At 64.2% G+C, this 17,798-nt stretch carries 13 protein-coding genes; 5 read left to right on the top strand and 8 right to left on the bottom strand.

Features of this window, described 5'->3' with window-relative positions; genetic code table 11:
* The first annotated feature begins 99 nt into the window (after window positions 1-99).
* Window positions 100-1,140, top strand: coding sequence for a tRNA (adenosine(37)-N6)-threonylcarbamoyltransferase complex transferase subunit TsaD (gene tsaD / locus B2246_RS26145; protein ID WP_008649849.1), 1,041 nt, complete (start codon window positions 100-102; stop codon window positions 1,138-1,140).
* Between the two features lie 98 nt (window positions 1,141-1,238).
* Complete coding sequence (locus B2246_RS26140; protein WP_008649848.1) at window positions 1,239-3,278, top strand: alkaline phosphatase D family protein; 2,040 nt, start codon at window positions 1,239-1,241, stop codon at window positions 3,276-3,278.
* A 66-nt stretch (window positions 3,279-3,344) separates the two neighbouring features.
* On the opposite strand, the gene folE2 is transcribed toward B2246_RS26140, so the two are convergent.
* The 4 genes from folE2 to B2246_RS26120 all read right to left on the bottom strand — a co-directional run bounded on the left by folE2 (window position 3,345) and on the right by B2246_RS26120 (window position 7,627).
* Window positions 3,345-4,148 (bottom strand): GTP cyclohydrolase FolE2, encoded by an 804-nt coding sequence (gene folE2, locus B2246_RS26135; protein WP_008649847.1) that lies wholly within the window; start codon window positions 4,146-4,148, stop codon window positions 3,345-3,347.
* 331 nt (window positions 4,149-4,479) lie between these two features.
* Window positions 4,480-6,393 carry a 1-deoxy-D-xylulose-5-phosphate synthase gene (dxs, locus tag B2246_RS26130; protein ID WP_008649846.1) on the bottom strand — a complete coding sequence of 638 codons (1,914 nt, stop codon included), beginning with the start codon at window positions 6,391-6,393 and terminating at the stop codon, window positions 4,480-4,482.
* Window positions 6,394-6,437: 44 nt separating this feature from the next.
* On the bottom strand, window positions 6,438-7,322 hold the full coding sequence (locus B2246_RS26125) for a polyprenyl synthetase family protein (RefSeq protein WP_286881527.1): 885 nt from the start codon (window positions 7,320-7,322) through the stop codon (window positions 6,438-6,440).
* A complete protein-coding gene (locus B2246_RS26120; RefSeq protein ID WP_008649843.1) occupies window positions 7,319-7,627 on the bottom strand; it encodes an exodeoxyribonuclease VII small subunit in 309 nt (102 codons plus the stop codon). The genes B2246_RS26125 and B2246_RS26120 overlap by 4 nt, the downstream gene beginning before the upstream one ends.
* A 459-nt stretch (window positions 7,628-8,086) precedes the next feature.
* Here B2246_RS26120 and B2246_RS26115 point away from each other — a divergent pair, with 459 nt between their 5' ends.
* The 3 genes from B2246_RS26115 (at window position 8,087) to B2246_RS26105 (ending at window position 11,224) form a co-directional block, all read left to right on the top strand.
* Window positions 8,087-9,190, top strand: coding sequence for an aromatic ring-hydroxylating oxygenase subunit alpha (locus B2246_RS26115; RefSeq protein ID WP_008649842.1), 1,104 nt, complete (start codon window positions 8,087-8,089; stop codon window positions 9,188-9,190).
* A 202-nt stretch (window positions 9,191-9,392) separates the two neighbouring features.
* Window positions 9,393-10,313 (top strand): DMT family transporter, encoded by a 921-nt coding sequence (locus B2246_RS26110; protein ID WP_035884809.1) that lies wholly within the window; start codon window positions 9,393-9,395, stop codon window positions 10,311-10,313.
* Window positions 10,314-10,366: 53 nt separating this feature from the next.
* Complete coding sequence (locus B2246_RS26105) at window positions 10,367-11,224, top strand: sulfurtransferase (RefSeq protein WP_035884808.1); 858 nt, start codon at window positions 10,367-10,369, stop codon at window positions 11,222-11,224.
* A 22-nt stretch (window positions 11,225-11,246) separates the two neighbouring features.
* Here B2246_RS26105 and B2246_RS26100 read toward each other — a convergent pair whose 3' ends face one another.
* The 4 genes from B2246_RS26100 to polA all read right to left on the bottom strand — a co-directional run bounded on the left by B2246_RS26100 (window position 11,247) and on the right by polA (window position 17,690).
* Complete coding sequence (locus tag B2246_RS26100; protein WP_186424897.1) at window positions 11,247-12,122, bottom strand: ZIP family metal transporter; 876 nt, start codon at window positions 12,120-12,122, stop codon at window positions 11,247-11,249.
* A gap of 123 nt (window positions 12,123-12,245) precedes the next feature.
* Window positions 12,246-13,121, bottom strand: a complete 876-nt coding sequence (locus B2246_RS26095; RefSeq protein ID WP_008649833.1) for a dienelactone hydrolase family protein — start codon at window positions 13,119-13,121, stop codon at window positions 12,246-12,248.
* Window positions 13,122-13,249: 128 nt separating this feature from the next.
* Entirely contained in the window at window positions 13,250-14,653 is a 1,404-nt protein-coding gene (locus tag B2246_RS26090) for an NAD(P)/FAD-dependent oxidoreductase (RefSeq protein ID WP_286881532.1), read from the bottom strand.
* A gap of 232 nt (window positions 14,654-14,885) precedes the next feature.
* Window positions 14,886-17,690, bottom strand: a complete 2,805-nt coding sequence (gene polA, locus B2246_RS26085) for a DNA polymerase I (protein ID WP_286881534.1) — start codon at window positions 17,688-17,690, stop codon at window positions 14,886-14,888.
* Window positions 17,691-17,798 lie beyond the last annotated feature (108 nt).

The raw sequence follows: 17,798 nt of genomic DNA, 5'->3' as shown, positions 1-17,798 counted from the left end.
GCGCCTGGCCCCGGTGTGCTACCCTGCTGGCCTTCAGATTTTGCCGGCACGATCGCTGCAGATGCCTGCACGGGCGCTGCCAGCCGCACCAGAAACGCCATGCTTGTCCTCGGTATCGAATCCTCCTGTGACGAAACCGGGCTGGCCCTCTACGACACCGAGGCCGGCCTGCTCGCGCACGCGCTGCACTCGCAGATCGCCATGCATCGCGAATACGGCGGCGTGGTGCCCGAACTCGCATCACGCGACCATATCCGGCGCGTGCTGCCGCTGTTGCAGCAGGTACTGGACGATGCGGGCCGCACGCGCGCGGACATCGACGCCATCGCTTACACGCAGGGCCCCGGACTGGCCGGCGCGCTGCTGGTGGGCGCATCGGTGGCCAATGCGCTGGGCTTCGCGCTCGGCGTGCCGATGATCGGCGTGCACCACCTGGAAGGCCATCTGCTCTCGCCACTGCTGACGAGTGCCCCGCCGCCGTTCCCGTTCGTGGCGCTGCTGGTGTCTGGTGGGCACACCCAGCTCATGGAAGTAAAGGGCATCGGCGACTACAAGCTGCTCGGCGAAACGCTCGACGACGCCGCCGGCGAAGCATTCGACAAGACCGCCAAGCTGCTGGGCCTCGGGTATCCGGGCGGCCCGGAAGTGTCGCGGCTGGCGGAATTCGGCAACCCCGGCGCCTTCGAACTGCCGCGGCCGATGCTGCATTCTGGCAATCTCGATTTCTCGTTCGCTGGCCTCAAGACCGCCGTGCTGACGCAGACACGCAAGCTCAGCAATGCCTGTGAGCAGGACCGCGCCAATCTGGCGCGCGCGTTCGTCGATGCGATCGTCGACGTACTGGCCGCCAAGTCGTTCGCCGCGCTCAAGCAGACCGGCGACAAGCGGCTCGTGGTTGCGGGCGGCGTGGGCGCGAATCGGCAACTGCGCGAACGGCTCAATGAGATGGGCAAGCGCCGCAAGGTCGAGGTGTTCTACCCCGATCTGGCGTTCTGCACTGACAATGGCGCGATGATCGCGTTTGCCGGCGCGATGCGCCTGAAGGCCGCGCCGGAGCTTGCCCGGCACGGCTACGACTATGGCGTGACGCCACGGTGGGATCTGGCCGATATCCGCCTGCCCGAGGCCCGGACTTCGTAGAAAAGCTCTAATCGAGCTGACATCCAGACACATGGTGGTCACGGGACCACCGAACAATTTGCGATTCCTGCATCACATAACAAGGAAGGGAACGCAAAGTGGATCGCCGCAAATTTCTGCAATGGGGAAGTTTCGTCACCGTGACGGTGGCCACCACCGGCCTGGCCGGCTGCGGTGGTGACGACAACGCCTCGCCCGCCACCCCCTCGACCAATCCGCCCACGACGCCGCCCGCCAACGAGCCGGGCAACACGTTCACGTTCCAGCAAGGCGTGGCATCCGGCGACCCGAAACCCGATAGCGTCATGCTCTGGACGCGCGTGGACGGCAACAACGGCAGCAAGCCCGTCAACGTGCAACTGCAGGTGTCGACACAGGCGGACTTCAGCACGCTGATCGTCAACAGCACACTGGCTGCCTCGCCTGACTGGGACTACACGCTGCGCAACAAGGTGACGGGTCTGTCCGCCGGCACCACGTACTACTACCGTTTCCAGGTTGGCAATCAGACCAGCCCCGTGGGCCGCACCAAGACCGCGCCCACCGCCGGCACGCCACTGTCGCAACTGAAGTTCGCCTTCATCACCTGCCAGGACTGGAGCGTGAATCACTGGGCCGGCATGGAGGAGCTTGTCAACGAAGACCTCGATTTCGTGGTCCACATGGGCGACTACATCTACGAGACCGTCGGCGCGGCGTTCCAGACCGGCAAGGTGGAAACGCGCCATGCGCAATTGACGTTGCCCAACGGCACGCTGCGCGACGATGGCGCTCACTACGCGACCACAATCGACGACTATCGCTACCTCTACAAGTCATATCGCAGCGATCCACGCCTGCAGGCGCTGCACGCGCGCTTTCCCGTGATCGCAATCTGGGACGATCACGAATTCTCCGACGACTGCTGGCAGGACCATCAGACCTATACCGCCGCTGACGATGCCACGCCGCGCACCGCGCGCCGGCGCGCGGCGAACCAGGCGTGGTTCGAGTTCATGCCAGCCGACGTCAGCTTCGACCAGGCGGATACGTCGTTCCACAACATCCAGATCTACCGTTCGTTCACGTTCGGCAACCTGGCCACGCTGGTGATGACGGACGAGCGGCTCTATCGCGCCGATCATGTGATTCCGGAACAGGCGGCGGGCAGCGAAATCGGCAGCCGCTACTTCGTGCCGAAGACCACGCTGGCCGCGCTGGAAGGCAGCAAGCTGGCCGCCGCTGGTGGCGCGCTGACGCCGGTGTCGATCCTTGGCGACACCCAACGCGGCTGGTGGCAACAGCAGATAGGCAATGCCACGACCACGTGGAAGCTGTGGGGCAACGAGGTCTCGTTGCTACGCATGCAGATTGACGGGGCGCTGGCGGTCGGATCGTTGCTGGCCGACGCCGTGATCGCGCAAATTCCCGCGCTGGCATCGCAGAAGCGGCCCCTGACCGGCGCCATTGCGCAGGATCTGAAGGACGCAAAGGCCGCCAACAGCTACCAGGCGCCGGCCTTTACCCAGTTGCGCGGCCTGCTGACGGGGCTGACCGTGCCCGCGCTCCAGATCAACGCCATCGTGGCCGCGCTGACCGGTGGTCTGCCACCTGCGATGCTGATCGACCAGTTCATTCTCAACGCCGACCAGTGGGATGGCTACAACGCCGAGCGCAAGGCCATGATGGCCTTCCTGAAGACGCAGCGCATCAGCAATGTGGTGGCGCTGACCGGCGACATTCACGCGTTCTTCGCGGGCCCGGTCATGGACGACTACGACGCCGCGACGCCGGTCCCGGTCATGGTGGATCTGGTCACGGCGGGTCTGTCGAGCAACTCGTTCCAAAGCTACTTCAAGAGCGTGGTAGACAGCGACGCGGCATTCGCGGACGCTAAACCGCTGGTCTACACGACCGATGGCAACGGGGCGATGGTGAACACGTTCAACACGACGCTGACGTCGTTCAATCCGTGGCTGACGTATGTGAACTCCGACGCGCAGGGTTACGCGGTGGTGACGCTGACGGCTTCGAAGCTGAGTTGCAGCTTTCACAAGCTCAAGCCGATCGCGGGCGGCGTGGCCCCGGCGATGCCAGCGACAGCCAGTGTGCAGGTGGTGGAGGTTGCGGCGGGAACGCCTGCGGTGACGCTGGTCTGATACCAGCCTGATGCGGCAACGCGCCCCTCTCCCACACGTGGGCGAGGGGCGAAAAACAAGCAACCGTTACTGATGCCGCTTGTCGTGCTCGATCACAGCATAGGCGCTGTGATTGTGGATCGATTCGAAATTCTCGGCTTCCAGCGTGTATGCGACGATGCGATCGTCTGCGTTCAGCCGCATCGCGATATCGCGCACCAGGTCTTCCACGAACTTCGGATTCTCGTAGGCACGCTCGGTAACGAACTTCTCGTCGGGGCGCTTGAGCAGACCCCACAGTTCGCACGATGCCTCTTCCTCAGCCATGCGCACCAGCGCCTCGACATCGAGGTCACCGGCAAGCTCCACGCGCATCGTGATATGCGAGCGCTGGTTGTGCGCGCCGTACTGCGAGATCTTCTTCGAGCACGGGCACAGGCTCGTCACCGGCACCAGCGCGGTCATGAACATGCGTGTCTGGCCGTCACGCGCCTCAGCCACGAGCGTGACTTCGTAGTCCAGCAGCGACTGCACGCCCGACACCGGCGCGGTCTTCGTGATGAAGTACGGGAACGACACTTCGATACGGCCCGCATCGGCTTCCAGGCGAACCAGCATGTCGTCGACCAGCGCGCGGAAAGCGGCCAGGTCCAGCGGCGCCCGGTTTTCCTCGAGCAGGGCCACGAAGCGCGACATGTGCGTGCCCTTCTGGTCGGCCGGCAGGCGCACGTCCATATTGAACGTACCGACCGTGCCCACTGCGCCGGCAGGCGTCTTCAGCGTCAGCGGATATCGCACGCCCTTCACGCCGACGCGCTGGATCACGATCTGGCGGGTATCGACGCTCGACTGCACGTCGGGCATGACGAAGGCGGGATTAATGTCATTCATCTACGGTTTCCTCCAGGAGGCCGACAAAGGGGGCGCGGCCATCCTTACGGTCGCGGCGATTTCGCAGAACATCTCTACGCCGCGCAACGAGTGTGAAACGACGGGTCCAGGCTGGATGGGGGCGCCGGCCCGCAGCTGCGAACACAAAAACGGAAAGGCGATTTTACGGGATATTGGACAGTCATGTTCCCGCCCGCCGTGAATCCGCATATTTCATGCGGATAATGCCGCAGCGCTGCAGAAAAATGCCATTCCCGCGCGCCAAAAAACAAACCGGCGCGGGGTTGCCGCGCCGGTTCTCAGTACCGCGTATGACCTGTATCGGTTGGCGTCAGGCCACGCTCGCCACCTTGACCGGTTGCGCCGCCAGGCCGAAGCGCTCGCGCACCGAACGCTCGATGCCGGCCGCGTCGAGGCCGCACAGCGACAGCAGATGCGCCGGATCGCCATGGTCGATGAACTTGTCAGGCAGGCCCAGCACCAACGTCGGCAGTGCGATATCCGCCTCGGCCAGCGCCTCGAGCACGGCGCTACCGGCACCGCCCATCGTGGCGCCCTCTTCCACCGTGACCAGGAAGTCGTGATTGGCGGCCAGTTGCTTGACCAGTTCCACATCGAGCGGCTTCACGAAACGCATGTTGGCCACCGTGGCATCGAGTTGCTCAGCCGCGGTCAGGGCCGGATGCACCATTGAACCGAACGCCATGATCGCCACACGCTGACCTGCGCGGGCATGGCCTTCGCGGCGGATCTCGCCCTTGCCCACCGGCAGCGCGGTCAGTTCGGGCTGCGTGGCCACGCCGACGCCGGCGCCGCGCGGATAGCGCACGGCGGTCGGGCAGTCCTGCTGGAACGCGGTCGTCAGCAACTGACGGCACTCGTTCTCGTCTGCCGGCGCCATCACCATCATGTTCGGGATGCAGCGCAGGAACGGGATGTCGTACACACCGGCGTGCGTGGCGCCATCCGCGCCTACCAGACCAGCGCGGTCCAGCGCGAACACCACTGGCAGGTTCTGCAGCGCCACGTCGTGAATAAGCTGGTCGTAACCACGTTGCAGGAACGTCGAGTAGATCGCCACCACCGGCTTCAGGCCCTCACAGGCCAGGCCGCCGGCGAAGGTCACCGCGTGCTGCTCTGCGATACCGACGTCGTAGTAACGGTCCGGGAAGCGTTTTTCAAACTCGACCATGCCCGAGCCTTCGCGCATGGCCGGCGTCACGCCGATCAGGCGCTTGTCGGCCGCGGCCATGTCGCACAGCCACTCGCCAAACACCTGCGTGTAGGTCTTGCGCGACGGTTTGGCCGACGGACGGATACCCTCGGCCGGATTGAACTTGCCCGGGCCGTGGTAGAGGATCGGATCGGCCTCGGCCAGCTTGTAGCCCTGGCCCTTCTTGGTCACCACGTGCAGGAACTGCGGGCCGTGGCCTTCCAGCGCGCGCTGGCGGATGTTCTGCAGCGTCGGGACCAGCGACTCGAGGTCGTGGCCGTCGATCGGGCCGACGTAGTCGAAACCGAATTCCTCGAACAGCGTGGCCGGCACGACCATGCCCTTGGCATGTTCTTCCAGACGCTTGGCGAATTCGAGCACCGGCGGCGCCACCGACAGCACCTTCTCGATGCCCTTCTTCGTGGCCGCGTAGAACTGGCCCGACATCAGGCGCGCCAGGTGCTTGTTCAGCATGCCCACCGGCGGGGAGATCGACATGTCGTTGTCGTTCAGCACCACCAGCATCGGCAGGTCCTTGTAGACGCCCGCATTGTTCATGGCTTCGAAAGCCATGCCGGCGGTCATCGCGCCATCGCCGATCACGGCGATGCCCACGCGCTTCTCGCCCCGGGTACGGGCACCGAGCGCCATGCCCAGCGCCGCGGAAATCGACGTCGACGAATGCGCAGTACCGAAAGTGTCGTACTCGCTCTCGGCACGGCGCGGGAAGCCGGAGATGCCACCATACTGGCGCAGCGTCGACATGCGGTCACGGCGGCCAGTCAGGATCTTGTGGGGATAGCTCTGGTGACCCACGTCCCAGACCACGCGATCGTTCGGTGTGTCGAAGACATAGTGCAGCGCGATCGTCAGCTCCACTGTGCCGAGGTTGGACGACAGGTGCCCGCCGGTTTGCGAGACCGATTCGAGCACGTAGGCGCGGAGTTCCTCGGCCAGCGTGTCGAGCTGGCGACGGTCCAGCTTGCGCAGGTCCGCGGGGTCGTCGATTTTATTGAGCAGCGTGTAGGTCATGGTGTCCGTTCGGCCGCCGGATTCTGTGCGTCCGGCTTTTCAGTTCAGTTTGAGCGCAGCACGATCAGGTCGGCCAGTTCGGCGAGCCGGCCAGCGCGTGCGCCGAATCCCTCCAGCGCCTCGTGGGCGTCGGTGCGAAGCTGGGCAGCCAGTTCGCGTGCGGCATCCAGGCCAAGCAGCGACACGTAGGTCGGCTTGTCGTTCGCGGCATCCTTGCCCGCCGTCTTGCCAAGCGTTGCCGTGTCGGCAGTGACGTCGAGAATATCGTCCACGACCTGGAACGCCAATCCCACGGCCGCGGCATATCGATCAAGCGCCACAAGGCCGGCCTGGTCGATGTTTCCGCACAACGCACCCATGCGCACGCTGGCGCGCAACAGGGCGCCAGTCTTCATGCGGTGCATGCCTTCGAGTGCCTCACGGGTCATGGCCTTGCCGACGTTCTGGAGATCGATGGCTTGTCCACCGCACATGCCCACCGAGCCCGATGCCACGGCCAGTTCCGCCACCACTTTCAGGCGCGCTTCCGCGGCCAGTGCCGGGGTCTGGGCCAGCACGATGAACGCCTGGCTCTGCAATGCGTCACCCACCAGCAGGGCCGTGGCCTCGTCATAGGCCTTGTGGACCGTGGGACGTCCGCGGCGCAGATCGTCGTCGTCCATGCAGGGCATGTCGTCGTGGACCAGCGAATAGGCGTGAATCATCTCGACGGCACATGCTGCGGCATCGCAAGCCTCGGGTGTCGCACCGACCACCTCGCCCGCAGCGTGCACTAACAGGGGGCGCACACGCTTGCCACCGCCGAGCACAGCATAGCGCATCGCCTCATGGAGGGTGTGTGGAATTGTGTCCGTGGACGGTAGGGCCGCTTCCAAAGCGGCTTCGGTGCGGGCGCCCTGCGCCCGCACCCAGGTGGCGAAATCGCTCATTCGAAATCTGCGCTGTTGCTATCTGCGTTGTTCTGGGTGCGCGACTCGCCGGCAAGCGGCTTCAGTGCGTCACCTTCGAGTACCTTGACCTGCTGCGCCACGCGCTCCAGGCTCTGCTGGCAAAAACGCACCAGCTCGGCACCGCGGCGGTAGGCGGCAAGCGATGCCTCGAGCGGCAGATCGCCGCTTTCCATGCTCGCCACCAGCGTTTCCAGCTCGGCCATTGCGGCCTCATAGGAAGCCGGCGGCACGCTGGCGGCCGGCGTATCTTCAGGCTGGACCGGGGCGGTCGTGGTTCTTGGCATGTCAGGCCTTCATCAGGGGAATCCGGGATTTTACGCCAATCCTGAGCTTGGTCGCAGAATCGCCTGACCGGCGCAATAGCCATATCGTCCATGTGGATATCTACCTGGCACCGGGTTTTGACAGGGAAGTGACGTGTGCGGCCGGGTCGTCATTCGGAATGCGCCCGAAAGGGCACCTCCATGACGACCCGGGTCGACTTTTTCGCTAAAAAGGCAAAAAAATCAGGCCCTTAACTTTTTGGCTCGGGTACAATCCCGGGCTCGTCAGCGAGTTCCAGGCCGTTGCGTCCGCACCAACATGACCGCTCATACGCGGTGTGTCGGCGGGCACATTTTCCCCATCACTAACCCCGGGGGAACCTGGCCGGATCCTGCTCGTCTGACACGGTTTCCCAAATCGATTCATATTTCGATGGTTGGGTTGTTCACTGCTTTCGCCTGTTATAGGGAGTGGGGATAATGTCCAATCTCAGCACCGCGCTCAAGCTGGCGCCGGCTGATTCGCAGTTGCCCGTGAATGTCTACTTTGACGAGGCACTGCATCAACAAGAACTGGAACTGCTGTTCAAGAATGGCCCCGGCTACGTCGGTCACGAACTGATGGTGCCGGAGACCGGCGACTTTCAGACGCTGGCCGCCGAGGACGAAGGCCGTATGCTGGTGCGCAATCCTGACGGCATCGAACTGCTGTCGAACGTGTGCCGCCATCGCCAGGCCATCATGCTCAACGGCCGCGGCAATGCCAGGAACATCGTCTGCCCGCTGCATCGCTGGACATACGATCTCAAGGGTGGCCTGCTCGGCGCGCCGCACTTCGAGAAGCAACCCTGCACGCACCTGAACCGCTCGCCGCTGCAGAACTGGAACGGCCTGCTGTTCGAGGGCAAGCGCGACGTGCGCGCCGACCTGGCAAAGCTCGGCGTGGCGCAGGACCTGAACTTCGACGGTTACAAGCTCGACCACGTGGAAGTCCACGACTGTGATTACAACTGGAAGACCTTCATCGAGGTCTACCTGGAGGACTATCACGTCGTGCCGTTCCACCCGGGCCTGGGCAGCTTTGTCTCCTGCGACGACCTCACGTGGGAATTCGGCGACTGGCATAGCGTGCAGACCGTGGGCCTGCATGCTGGCCTGAAGCGCCCGGGCACCCCTACGTACGAGAAGTGGCACGAGGCCGTGTTGCGCTTCAACAACGGGCAACTGCCGAAGCACGGCGCGATCTGGCTGACCTACTTCCCCAACATCATGGTGGAGTGGTACCCGAACGTGCTCTGCATTTCGACGCTGCACCCGTTGGGCCCGCGCAAGACGCGCAATATCGTCGAGTTCTACTACCCCGAGGAAATCGCGCTGTTCGAGCGCGAGTTCGTCGAGGCCGAGCGCGCTGCCTATATGGAAACGTGCATCGAGGACGACGAGATCGCTGAGCGCATGGACGCTGGCCGCCTGGCGCTGATGAAGCGCGGTATCAGCGAGACCGGCCCCTACCAGTCGCCGATGGAAGACGGAATGCAGCACTTCCACGAGTGGTACCGCCGCGTGATGGACTACAACAGGTAACTGGCGTGCGCTGATCGCCCGTTATCGGTGGATGCCAGCAAACGGACCGCGAGAGCGGTCCGTTTTGCATTGGTGCGGCCGCCGGAGCACTGCTAGAATCCGTCTCTTATTCGTTGCTTTTACAACGGTTTGCCTGCCTTTGGCGCCGTGCCGACACCGGCACACGCTTCCGTTCCGCCCCCCCTCGCCCTCGCCCGCCATCATGCAATCGCTCTGGATGTTGTTCGCCGCCTTCTCGTTCTCGTTGATGGGGGTGGGTGTCAAGCTGGCGGCCGAGTTCTACACCACGGGCGAGATCGTCTTCTATCGCAGCCTCATCGGCGTGACGATCATGTGGATCATGCTGGCCTCGCGCGGAGTGCCGGTGCGCACGCCGCACATGGCCACTCACATCAAGCGCAGCGTGTTCGGCGTGACCGCGCTGCTGCTCTGGTTCACCTCGATCTCGATGCTGCCACTGGCCACGGCCATGACGCTCAATTACATGTCGCCGGTCTGGATCGCCCTGATCCTCGGCGCCAGCGCCGCGCTCGCCGGTACGACCGGGGCGGCGGATCGCAAGCTGATCGGCGCGATCCTGCTGTCGTTTGCCGGCGTGATCTGCCTGCTGCAACCCTCGGTTGGCCAGGACCAACTCACTGGCGGCCTGATCGGCCTGATCTCGGGCGTGTTCACGGCACTGGCCTATGTCGAGGTGCGCCAACTCGGCCAACTGGGCGAGCCGGAAGGCCGCATCGTGTTCTATTTCTCGGCCGTGGGGCTGGTGTGCGGCCTGGTCTGGATGCTGTTTACCGGCGTGAGCCCGCACACGTGGCATAGCGCGGGCCTGCTCCTGGCGATTGGCATCCTCGCCACGCTTGGCCAGACGTCGATGACGCGCGCCTACAAGCGCGGCAACACGCTGCTGACCGCCAACCTGCAGTACGCGGGCATCGTGTTTTCCAGCCTGTGGGGCATCCTGGTGTGGAGCGACAAGCTCAACTGGATCTCGTGGCTGGGCATGGCACTGATCGTAGCCAGCGGCATCGCCACCACGCTCACCCGCGCACGCGCTACAGACAAACACCCCACGCCGGCCACCCCGGTCAAGTCACTCGAGGCCGAGGTGCATCCGGAGGTGTAGGCCGGTGTAGCATTGGCGGCATGTTCCCGACACGTAACGCAGACAGGACTTTCATGCCGACTCCGCTGATCACCGCCACCGAACTCGACCAACTGCGCGCCGCCGGCAAGCCGCGCGTGGTCGTCTTCGACTGCTCGTTCGACCTGACCAACCCCGCCGCCGGCCGCGATAGCTATCAACAGGGCCATATCCCCGGCGCGTATTACCTCCACCTCGACAACGAACTCTCCGGACCGAAGACGGGCCTCAGCGGTCGCCACCCGCTGCCTGATGCCGAACTGTTCGCGGCGCGCCTGCGCGTGCTGGGCGTTGATGACGATACGCTGGTCGTGGCCTATGACGGACAAGGCAGCATGTATGCCGCACGGCTCTGGTGGATGCTGCGCTGGGTCGGCCATGCCGCGGCGCTCGTGCTCGATGGCGGACGCAATGCGTGGGTGGCGGCTGGGCTGCCGCTGGAGCATGGCGCAACGACCGAGCCGGAGATCGGAGGTAACCTGACGCGCCGTGCGTCACTAGTGAAGACCGTGGATGCCGACGCGCTGGTGGCGAACCTGAGCCAGCCTTCGCTGCTGGTCGTCGACGCCCGCGCCGCCGACCGCTTCCGTGGCGAAAACGAAACGCTCGACCCGGTGGGCGGCCATATTCCCGGCGCCGCCAATCGTTTCTTCAAGGACAACCTGACGGCTGACGGCTACTTCAAGCCGGCCGATCAGTTGCGCGCCGACTTCGGACAGGTGTTCGCGGGCAAGGCCCCGGCGCAGACGGTGATGCAGTGCGGCTCGGGCGTCACGGCCTGCCACAATCTTCTGGCATTGGAAGTCGCCGGCCTGACCGGCGCGGCGCTCTATCCGGGCTCTTGGAGCGAATGGTGCGCTGACCCGAAGCGGCCAGTCGCCACCGGCAGCTAAGCCGGAATTCCCGCCAGCGACATCAGTTCGATGTCACCCCGGCGGCGGTGCGCGAGTGGCGATGCCCGTGTTGCTCGTGCACGCCATTCGTGATGAAGACGATGGCCGCAATGCCGGCCGCCACCAGCACCACCTGCACCGCCGACTCCTTGAGTCGCGGCTTGCGCTGCATCTGCGGCATCAGATCGCTCACGGCGATGTAGAGGAAGCTGCTCGACGCGATCACCAGCACGTATGGAATCCAGGCCGTGAGCTGGTCGAGCAGGAAATATCCGACCAGCCCGCCGATGATGGCTGCCAGGCTCGACAGCAGGTTGAACGCAAACGCCCGTGCCTTCGAGAACCCGGCATTCAGCAGCACGATGAAGTCGCCCACTTCCTGGGGGATTTCGTGCGCGGCGATCGCCAGCGCGGTGACGATGCCGATATGCGGATTGGCAAGGAACGCGGCGGCAATCACGATGCCGTCGGCAAAGTTGTGGAAGGTGTCGCCCACCAGGATCGTCAGGCCGCTGCGCCCCGCTTCCTCGCGGTCATGCCCGTGATGGTGATGATGCCCGTCGCCCTCGTGGTGATGCGAATGACGCAGCAGCGAGATCTTCTCCAGCAGGAAGAAGCCAAGAAGCCCCGCCAACAATGTGCCGAACAGGGCGCGCGGATCGGCGCCGGATTCGAAAGCCTCGGGCAGCGAATGCAGCAGCGCGGTGGCCAGCAGCACTCCGACCGAAAAGCTCACCATGCGCTCCACCACACGCGACGCGACGGTCAGCGAGAGCAGCGCCGCGCCAAAAATGCTGCCGACGCCCGAGATTGTCGCGGCCAGCAGGATGTAAAGAAGCGTGGAATGGATGATGGGCTCCCCGGAACCGGTGTCCGCCCGGAGTCGGGCAGGCGCCACCGATTAACGCAACAATGTTGCAAAAACGTGAAAGCGGCATTGTACGTACGTCCGCACAGTCTTTGCAATGACCGCAACGCCGGAAGGGCCAGATGGACCTGATGGCCCTTCCGGTGAGTCAGGTCAGGCGACCTTGTGTTGACGGAACCAGTCGAGGCAGCGCTGCCAGCCGTCCTTGGCAGCCGACTCCACATAGCTGGCGCGATAGTCGGCGTTGAAGGCGTGCCCGGCTTCCGGGTAGACCACGAACCGCGACGCCTTGGCGTTCGGATTGGAAGAGGCGGCCAGCGCGGCCTTCATCCGCTCCACCTGCTCCTGCGTAATACCAGTGTCCTTGCCGCCATACAGACCCAGCACCGGCGCATCGAGTTCGTTGACGATATCGACCGAATTGCGCGGCTTGAGCGTTGTCGGCTCGCCCACAAGCTGCCCATACCACGCCACGCCGGCCTTCACGCGATTGTTGTGCGCCGTGTAAAGCCACGTGATGCGACCTCCCCAGCAGAACCCGGTAATGGCCAGACGGCTCAGGTCGCCACCATTGGCGCCGGCCCAGGCCACGCAGGCGTCGAGATCGCCCATCACTTGGGCGTCGGGCACCTTCTGGATGATATTGGCCTGCAACTCCTGGATCGTGCCGTAGCTGCTCGGGTCACCCTGACGCGCGAACAGCTCGGGCGCAATCGCCAGATAGCCCAGCTTGGCGAAGCGGCGGCAGATATCCGCGATGTGTTCGTGCACGCCGAAGATCTCGCTGATCACCAGCACCACCGGCAGGTTTGTCTTGCCTTCGGGCTGTGCGCGGTAGACCGGCATCTTGAAACCATTCGACTCGACCGTGACCTCTCCAGCCGTCAGTCCCTTGAAATCGGTCTTGATGGTCGTGGCGTGAACCGGCAGCACGGCGGCCGCGAAAGCCGATCCGAGTGCGGTCTTGACGAAACTGCGGCGGTCGAACGTCTGACCAGGAACGAGGCTTTCGACTTCGGGCTTCAGCATGGGGCGGTCTCCTTGATCACGGAAAATCGGATAAGTGATGCAGACATCGCCGCCAATTCTAAGCAATCCTGGAACAAGTGGGGCCGGCGGCACGCATCCTGGGTGGCGCCGGCCTCCGCCCGCTGCGCCTAATGCAGCTTCACGCGCGGGCTGGTCTTGCTGCGCAGCCAGTGCGTGATGGTGTCCAGCCCCATGCCAATGGCTCCATGCAGCGCCATTACGTGCATCCGGTACAGCGACGTGTACATGAAGCGCGCGAACAGCCCCTCGATGAACATCGAACCACCGATCAGGCCACCCATCAGACTGCCCACTGCGCTGAAGTGGCCCAACGACACCAGCGAGCCGAAATCCTTGAAGCCGAACTTTGGCAGCGGCTTGCCAGCCAGCCGCGCACGAATCGCGTCATAGAGGAAGGTTGCCTGCTGGTGCGCGGCCTGAGCGCGCGGCGGCACGGTGGTCTGCTTCTCGGGCCACGGCGCGGCAGCGCAATCGCCGAACGCGAAGATGTCCGGATCCGTCTCGCACTGCAGCGTCGGGCCCACGACGATCTGGCCCATCTTGCTGACTGGCAGGCCGAGCGTGCGCAACACACCCGGCGCGGTAATACCCGCCGCCCACACCGTCAGATCGGCATCGACATGCTTGCCGCTGGCGGTCAGCACGGCGTCCTTCGTGACTTCGGTCACGCGTTCCGAGGTGAACACGTCGACATCGAGCTTGCGCAGCAGCTTGGTCGTCTCGGCCGATACCCGCTCCGACAGCGCCGGCAGGATGCGCGGGCCCGCCTCGACAATATGGATGCGTACGTCGCGACGCGGATCGAGCTGGTGCAGCCCGTACGCATTGAGCACGTGCGCCGTATTGCGCAACTCCGCTGACAGTTCGACCCCCGTCGCGCCGGCGCCGATGATCGCCACGTCGACCCGTGGACGGCCATCCTCACCGACTCGGCCCCGGCCGTTCTGCGCGCGCACGCACGCGGCAATCAGCTTGCGCCGGAAGCGCTCTGCCTGATCGACCGTATCGAGCGCGATCGCGTTCTCAGCGGCTCCAGGCACACTGAAGAAATGCGTGACGCAACCGATGGCGAGCACGAGCGTGTCATACGGCAACTCCCGGGCAGGCAGCAACTCCGCGCCATCCTGATCGAGACACGCCGCCACCTTGACAAGCTTGCGCTCCCGATCGATGCCGGTCAGTTCACCTTGCTGGAATTCGAAGTAGTGCCAACGCGCCTGGGCCACGTACTCGAGCTGATGCGTGTTCGGGTCCATGCTGCCCGCCGCCACCTCGTGCAGCAGCGGCTTCCAGATGTGCGTGGGCGAGCGGTCGACCAGCGTCACTTGCGCCGTACCAGACTTGCCAAGCTTGTCGCCCAACCGCGTGACAAGCTCGAGCCCGCCGGCTCCGCCGCCGACCACGATGATCCGGTGTGCCTGCTTCTCCGATCGTGCCACCGTGCTGGGCTGGGTACTTACGGTTGCCGCCTCCCTCTGCGTGCTGTCCTCTTTGTCGTATGCGTGACTCATGGTCTACCCGATGTTTTCAATTTGAAAACCGGCAGGCCTCGTCGGCGACTTTCTATTGTCGTCTTGCGCCGCGAAGCCGATGTTCTTGCAGCATTTCTTGATGTACCGCAAATGCGTTCATTGTTGCCAGTGTGCTGCAGAGCAGCACCCCTGACAAGCCTTCCGCAGTCGCTTCAATCAGTACTCTTATGCATACATCGGCATCGCGTTGAGGACATCCTCTTCGCGAGGATCAGTGGGCCTCTTCCCAGTTCGCACCACTACCCACTTCGGCAACCAACGGCACATTGAGGGTGGCCACCGCGCACATCAGCTCGGGCAGCTTCACGCGGACAAGTTCGAGTTCGGCCTGCGGCACTTCGAGCACCAGTTCATCATGCACCTGCATGATCTGGCGCGTGCCGAGACGCTCGCCTTCGAGCCAGTCCTGCACGGCGATCATCGACAGCTTGATCAGATCGGCCGCGGTGCCCTGCATCGGCGCGTTGATGGCCGCGCGTTCTGCGGCCTGACGGCGCGGGCCATTGCCGCCGTTGATGTCCGGCAGCCAGAGGCGGCGGCCGAACACAGTCTCGACATAGCCCTGCTCGCGCGCCGTCTGGCGCGTCTGCTCCATGTAGTGCGCCACGCCGGGGTAACGCATGAAGTAGCGGTCGATATAGTGCTTGGCCGCCTCGCGCTCGATGCCAAGGTTGCTGGCCAGCCCGAACGCGCTCATGCCATAGATCAGGCCGAAGTTGATCACCTTCGCATAGCGGCGCTGCTCGCTGTTGACGGCCTCGCGCTCGACGCCGAAGATTTCGCCGGCCGTGGCACGGTGAATATCCTCGCCATTGGCGAACGCGCGCAGCAGGTTTTCGTCGCCCGAGATATGCGCCATGATGCGCAGTTCGATCTGTGAATAGTCGGCCGAGACGATCACGTTGCCGGGCGCGGCGATGAACGCCTCGCGAATGCGGCGACCTTCCTCGGTACGCACCGGAATGTTCTGCAGGTTCGGATCGGTCGATGCCAGGCGACCCGTCACCGCAGTGGCCTGCCCGTAGCTCGTATGCACGCGCCCGGTATTCGGGTTGACCATCTTCGGCAGCTTGTCCGTGTAGGTGGACTTCAGCTTCGACAGGCCCCGGTAGTCCAGCAGCAGCTTGGGCAGCGGATAGTCGTCCGCCAGCTTCTGCAGCACCTCTTCATCGGTCGACGGCGCGCCGCTGGCGGTCTTCTTGACCACCGGCAGCTTCATCTGGTTGAACAGGATCTCGCCGATCTGCTTTGGCGATCCGAGATTGAACGGCTGGCCCGCCGCATCATGCGCGGCGCGCTCGAGGTCCATCATGCGTAGACCCAGCTCGGCGCTCTGCGCGGCCAGGCGGTCGGCATCGATCAACACGCCGTTGCGCTCGATCTTCTGCAGCACCACCGAGACCGGGATCTCGATCTGTTCGTAGACGTACTTCAGCCCTTCCGATGCCTCGAGCTGCGGCAGCATCTTGCGATGCAGGCGCAGTGTCACGTCGGCATCCTCGGCCGCGTATTCGGTGGCGCGCGGCAGGTCGATCTGGTCGAAGCCGATCTGGTTCGCACCCTTGCCACAAACTTCCTCGTACGTGATCGTCTTCAGGCTCAGCAGGCGCTCGGCCAGGCTATCCATGCCGTGATTGCGGTACGAAGCCAGCACGTAGCTCTCCAACATCGTGTCATGCGCGATGCCGCGCAGCGCCACGCCGTGGTTGGCAAACACGTGCGAGTCGTACTTCAGGTGCTGACCGAGCTTCGGACGCGTCGGATCCTCGAGCCATCCGCGCATACGCTCGAGCACGTACTCGCGCGAGAGCTGGCCATGGTTCTCGAGGCCCGCGACGTCCGGGCCGCGATGCGCCACGGGAATATAGGCAGCCGCGCCCGGTTCGACCGACAGCGAGATGCCGACGAGCTGCGCCAGCATCGGATCGAGCGAGGTCGTTTCGGTGTCGACGGCGACGATCGGCGCATCGGCGATCTTGCGCAGCCATTCGTCGAGCGCGGCCTCGGTGGTCACGGTCTCGTAGTTGATCTCGGCCGGGGGCACATCTTCGGCTGGGGCGTCGGCCTGCGCCGGCGCATCGAACAGCCCGCCCTGCGCCGGCGTAGGCTTCGGCACCGCGCGCGCTGCCGCGCGTGCGTTCGGCAACGACTCACCGGTTGCCTCGCGCAGCCACGACTTGAATCCGTAGCGCTGGAAGAACGCGATCAGCTTTTCCTTGTCTTCGCCAAGGTCGTGCAGCGCCTGGAAATCGGCAACGGCACCGCTCAGGTCGCAATCGGTCTTGACCGTGACCAGTTCCCGCGCGCGCGGGAGCCATTCGAGCGTGTTGCGCAGGTTCTCGCCCACCACGCCCTTGATCTTCTCGGCGTTGCCCATGATCTCGTCCAGCGTGCCGTATTCGGTCAGCCATTTGACGGCGGTCTTCGGACCGACCTTCGGCACGCCAGGCACGTTGTCCACCGCGTCACCGATCAGCGACAGGTAGTCGACGATGCGCTCGGGCGGCACGCCGAACTTCGCCACCACACCCGGCGGATCGAGGACCTCGCCGCTCATGGTGTTGACCAGCGTGACGGTGTCATTGACGAGCTGCGCAAGATCCTTGTCGCCCGTAGAAACGACCGTGTTCACGCCCTGCTGCGACGCCTGGAGCGCGAGCGTGCCGATCACGTCGTCGGCCTCCACGCCTTCCACGACCACGATCGGCCAGCCAAGCGCGCGCACGGCCTCGTGGATCGGCTCGATCTGCTTCGCAAGGTCCTCAGGCATCGACGGGCGATGCTCCTTGTATGCCGGATACATGTCATCCCGGAACGTCTTGCCCTTGGCGTCGAACACACAGGCGATATACTGTGCCGGGTAATCATTGCGCAGCTTGCGCAGCATATTGATCATGCCGTAGATTGCCCCGGTGGGCAGACCTTCGCCATTCCTCAGGTCCGGCAGAGCGTGATACGCGCGATATAGATAGCTCGATCCATCGACGAGCAAGAGTGTTTTTGGACTATCCGACATTCCCATGGACTCAAAATTGACTGGTGCCCCCGCAGGCGGTGCTGACGCCGCCCCCCTTGCCGCTACAGACATTGCTGACGTTGCCGGTAACAAGGCAGACCAGCGGGC

This window comes from Cupriavidus sp. UBA2010 (assembly GCF_002335265.1).
GTDB classification, from domain to species: domain Bacteria; phylum Pseudomonadota; class Gammaproteobacteria; order Burkholderiales; family Burkholderiaceae; genus Cupriavidus; species Cupriavidus metallidurans.
Note: the sequence above shows the minus strand (reverse complement) of the source record. Positions and strands in the feature narration are given on the sequence as shown.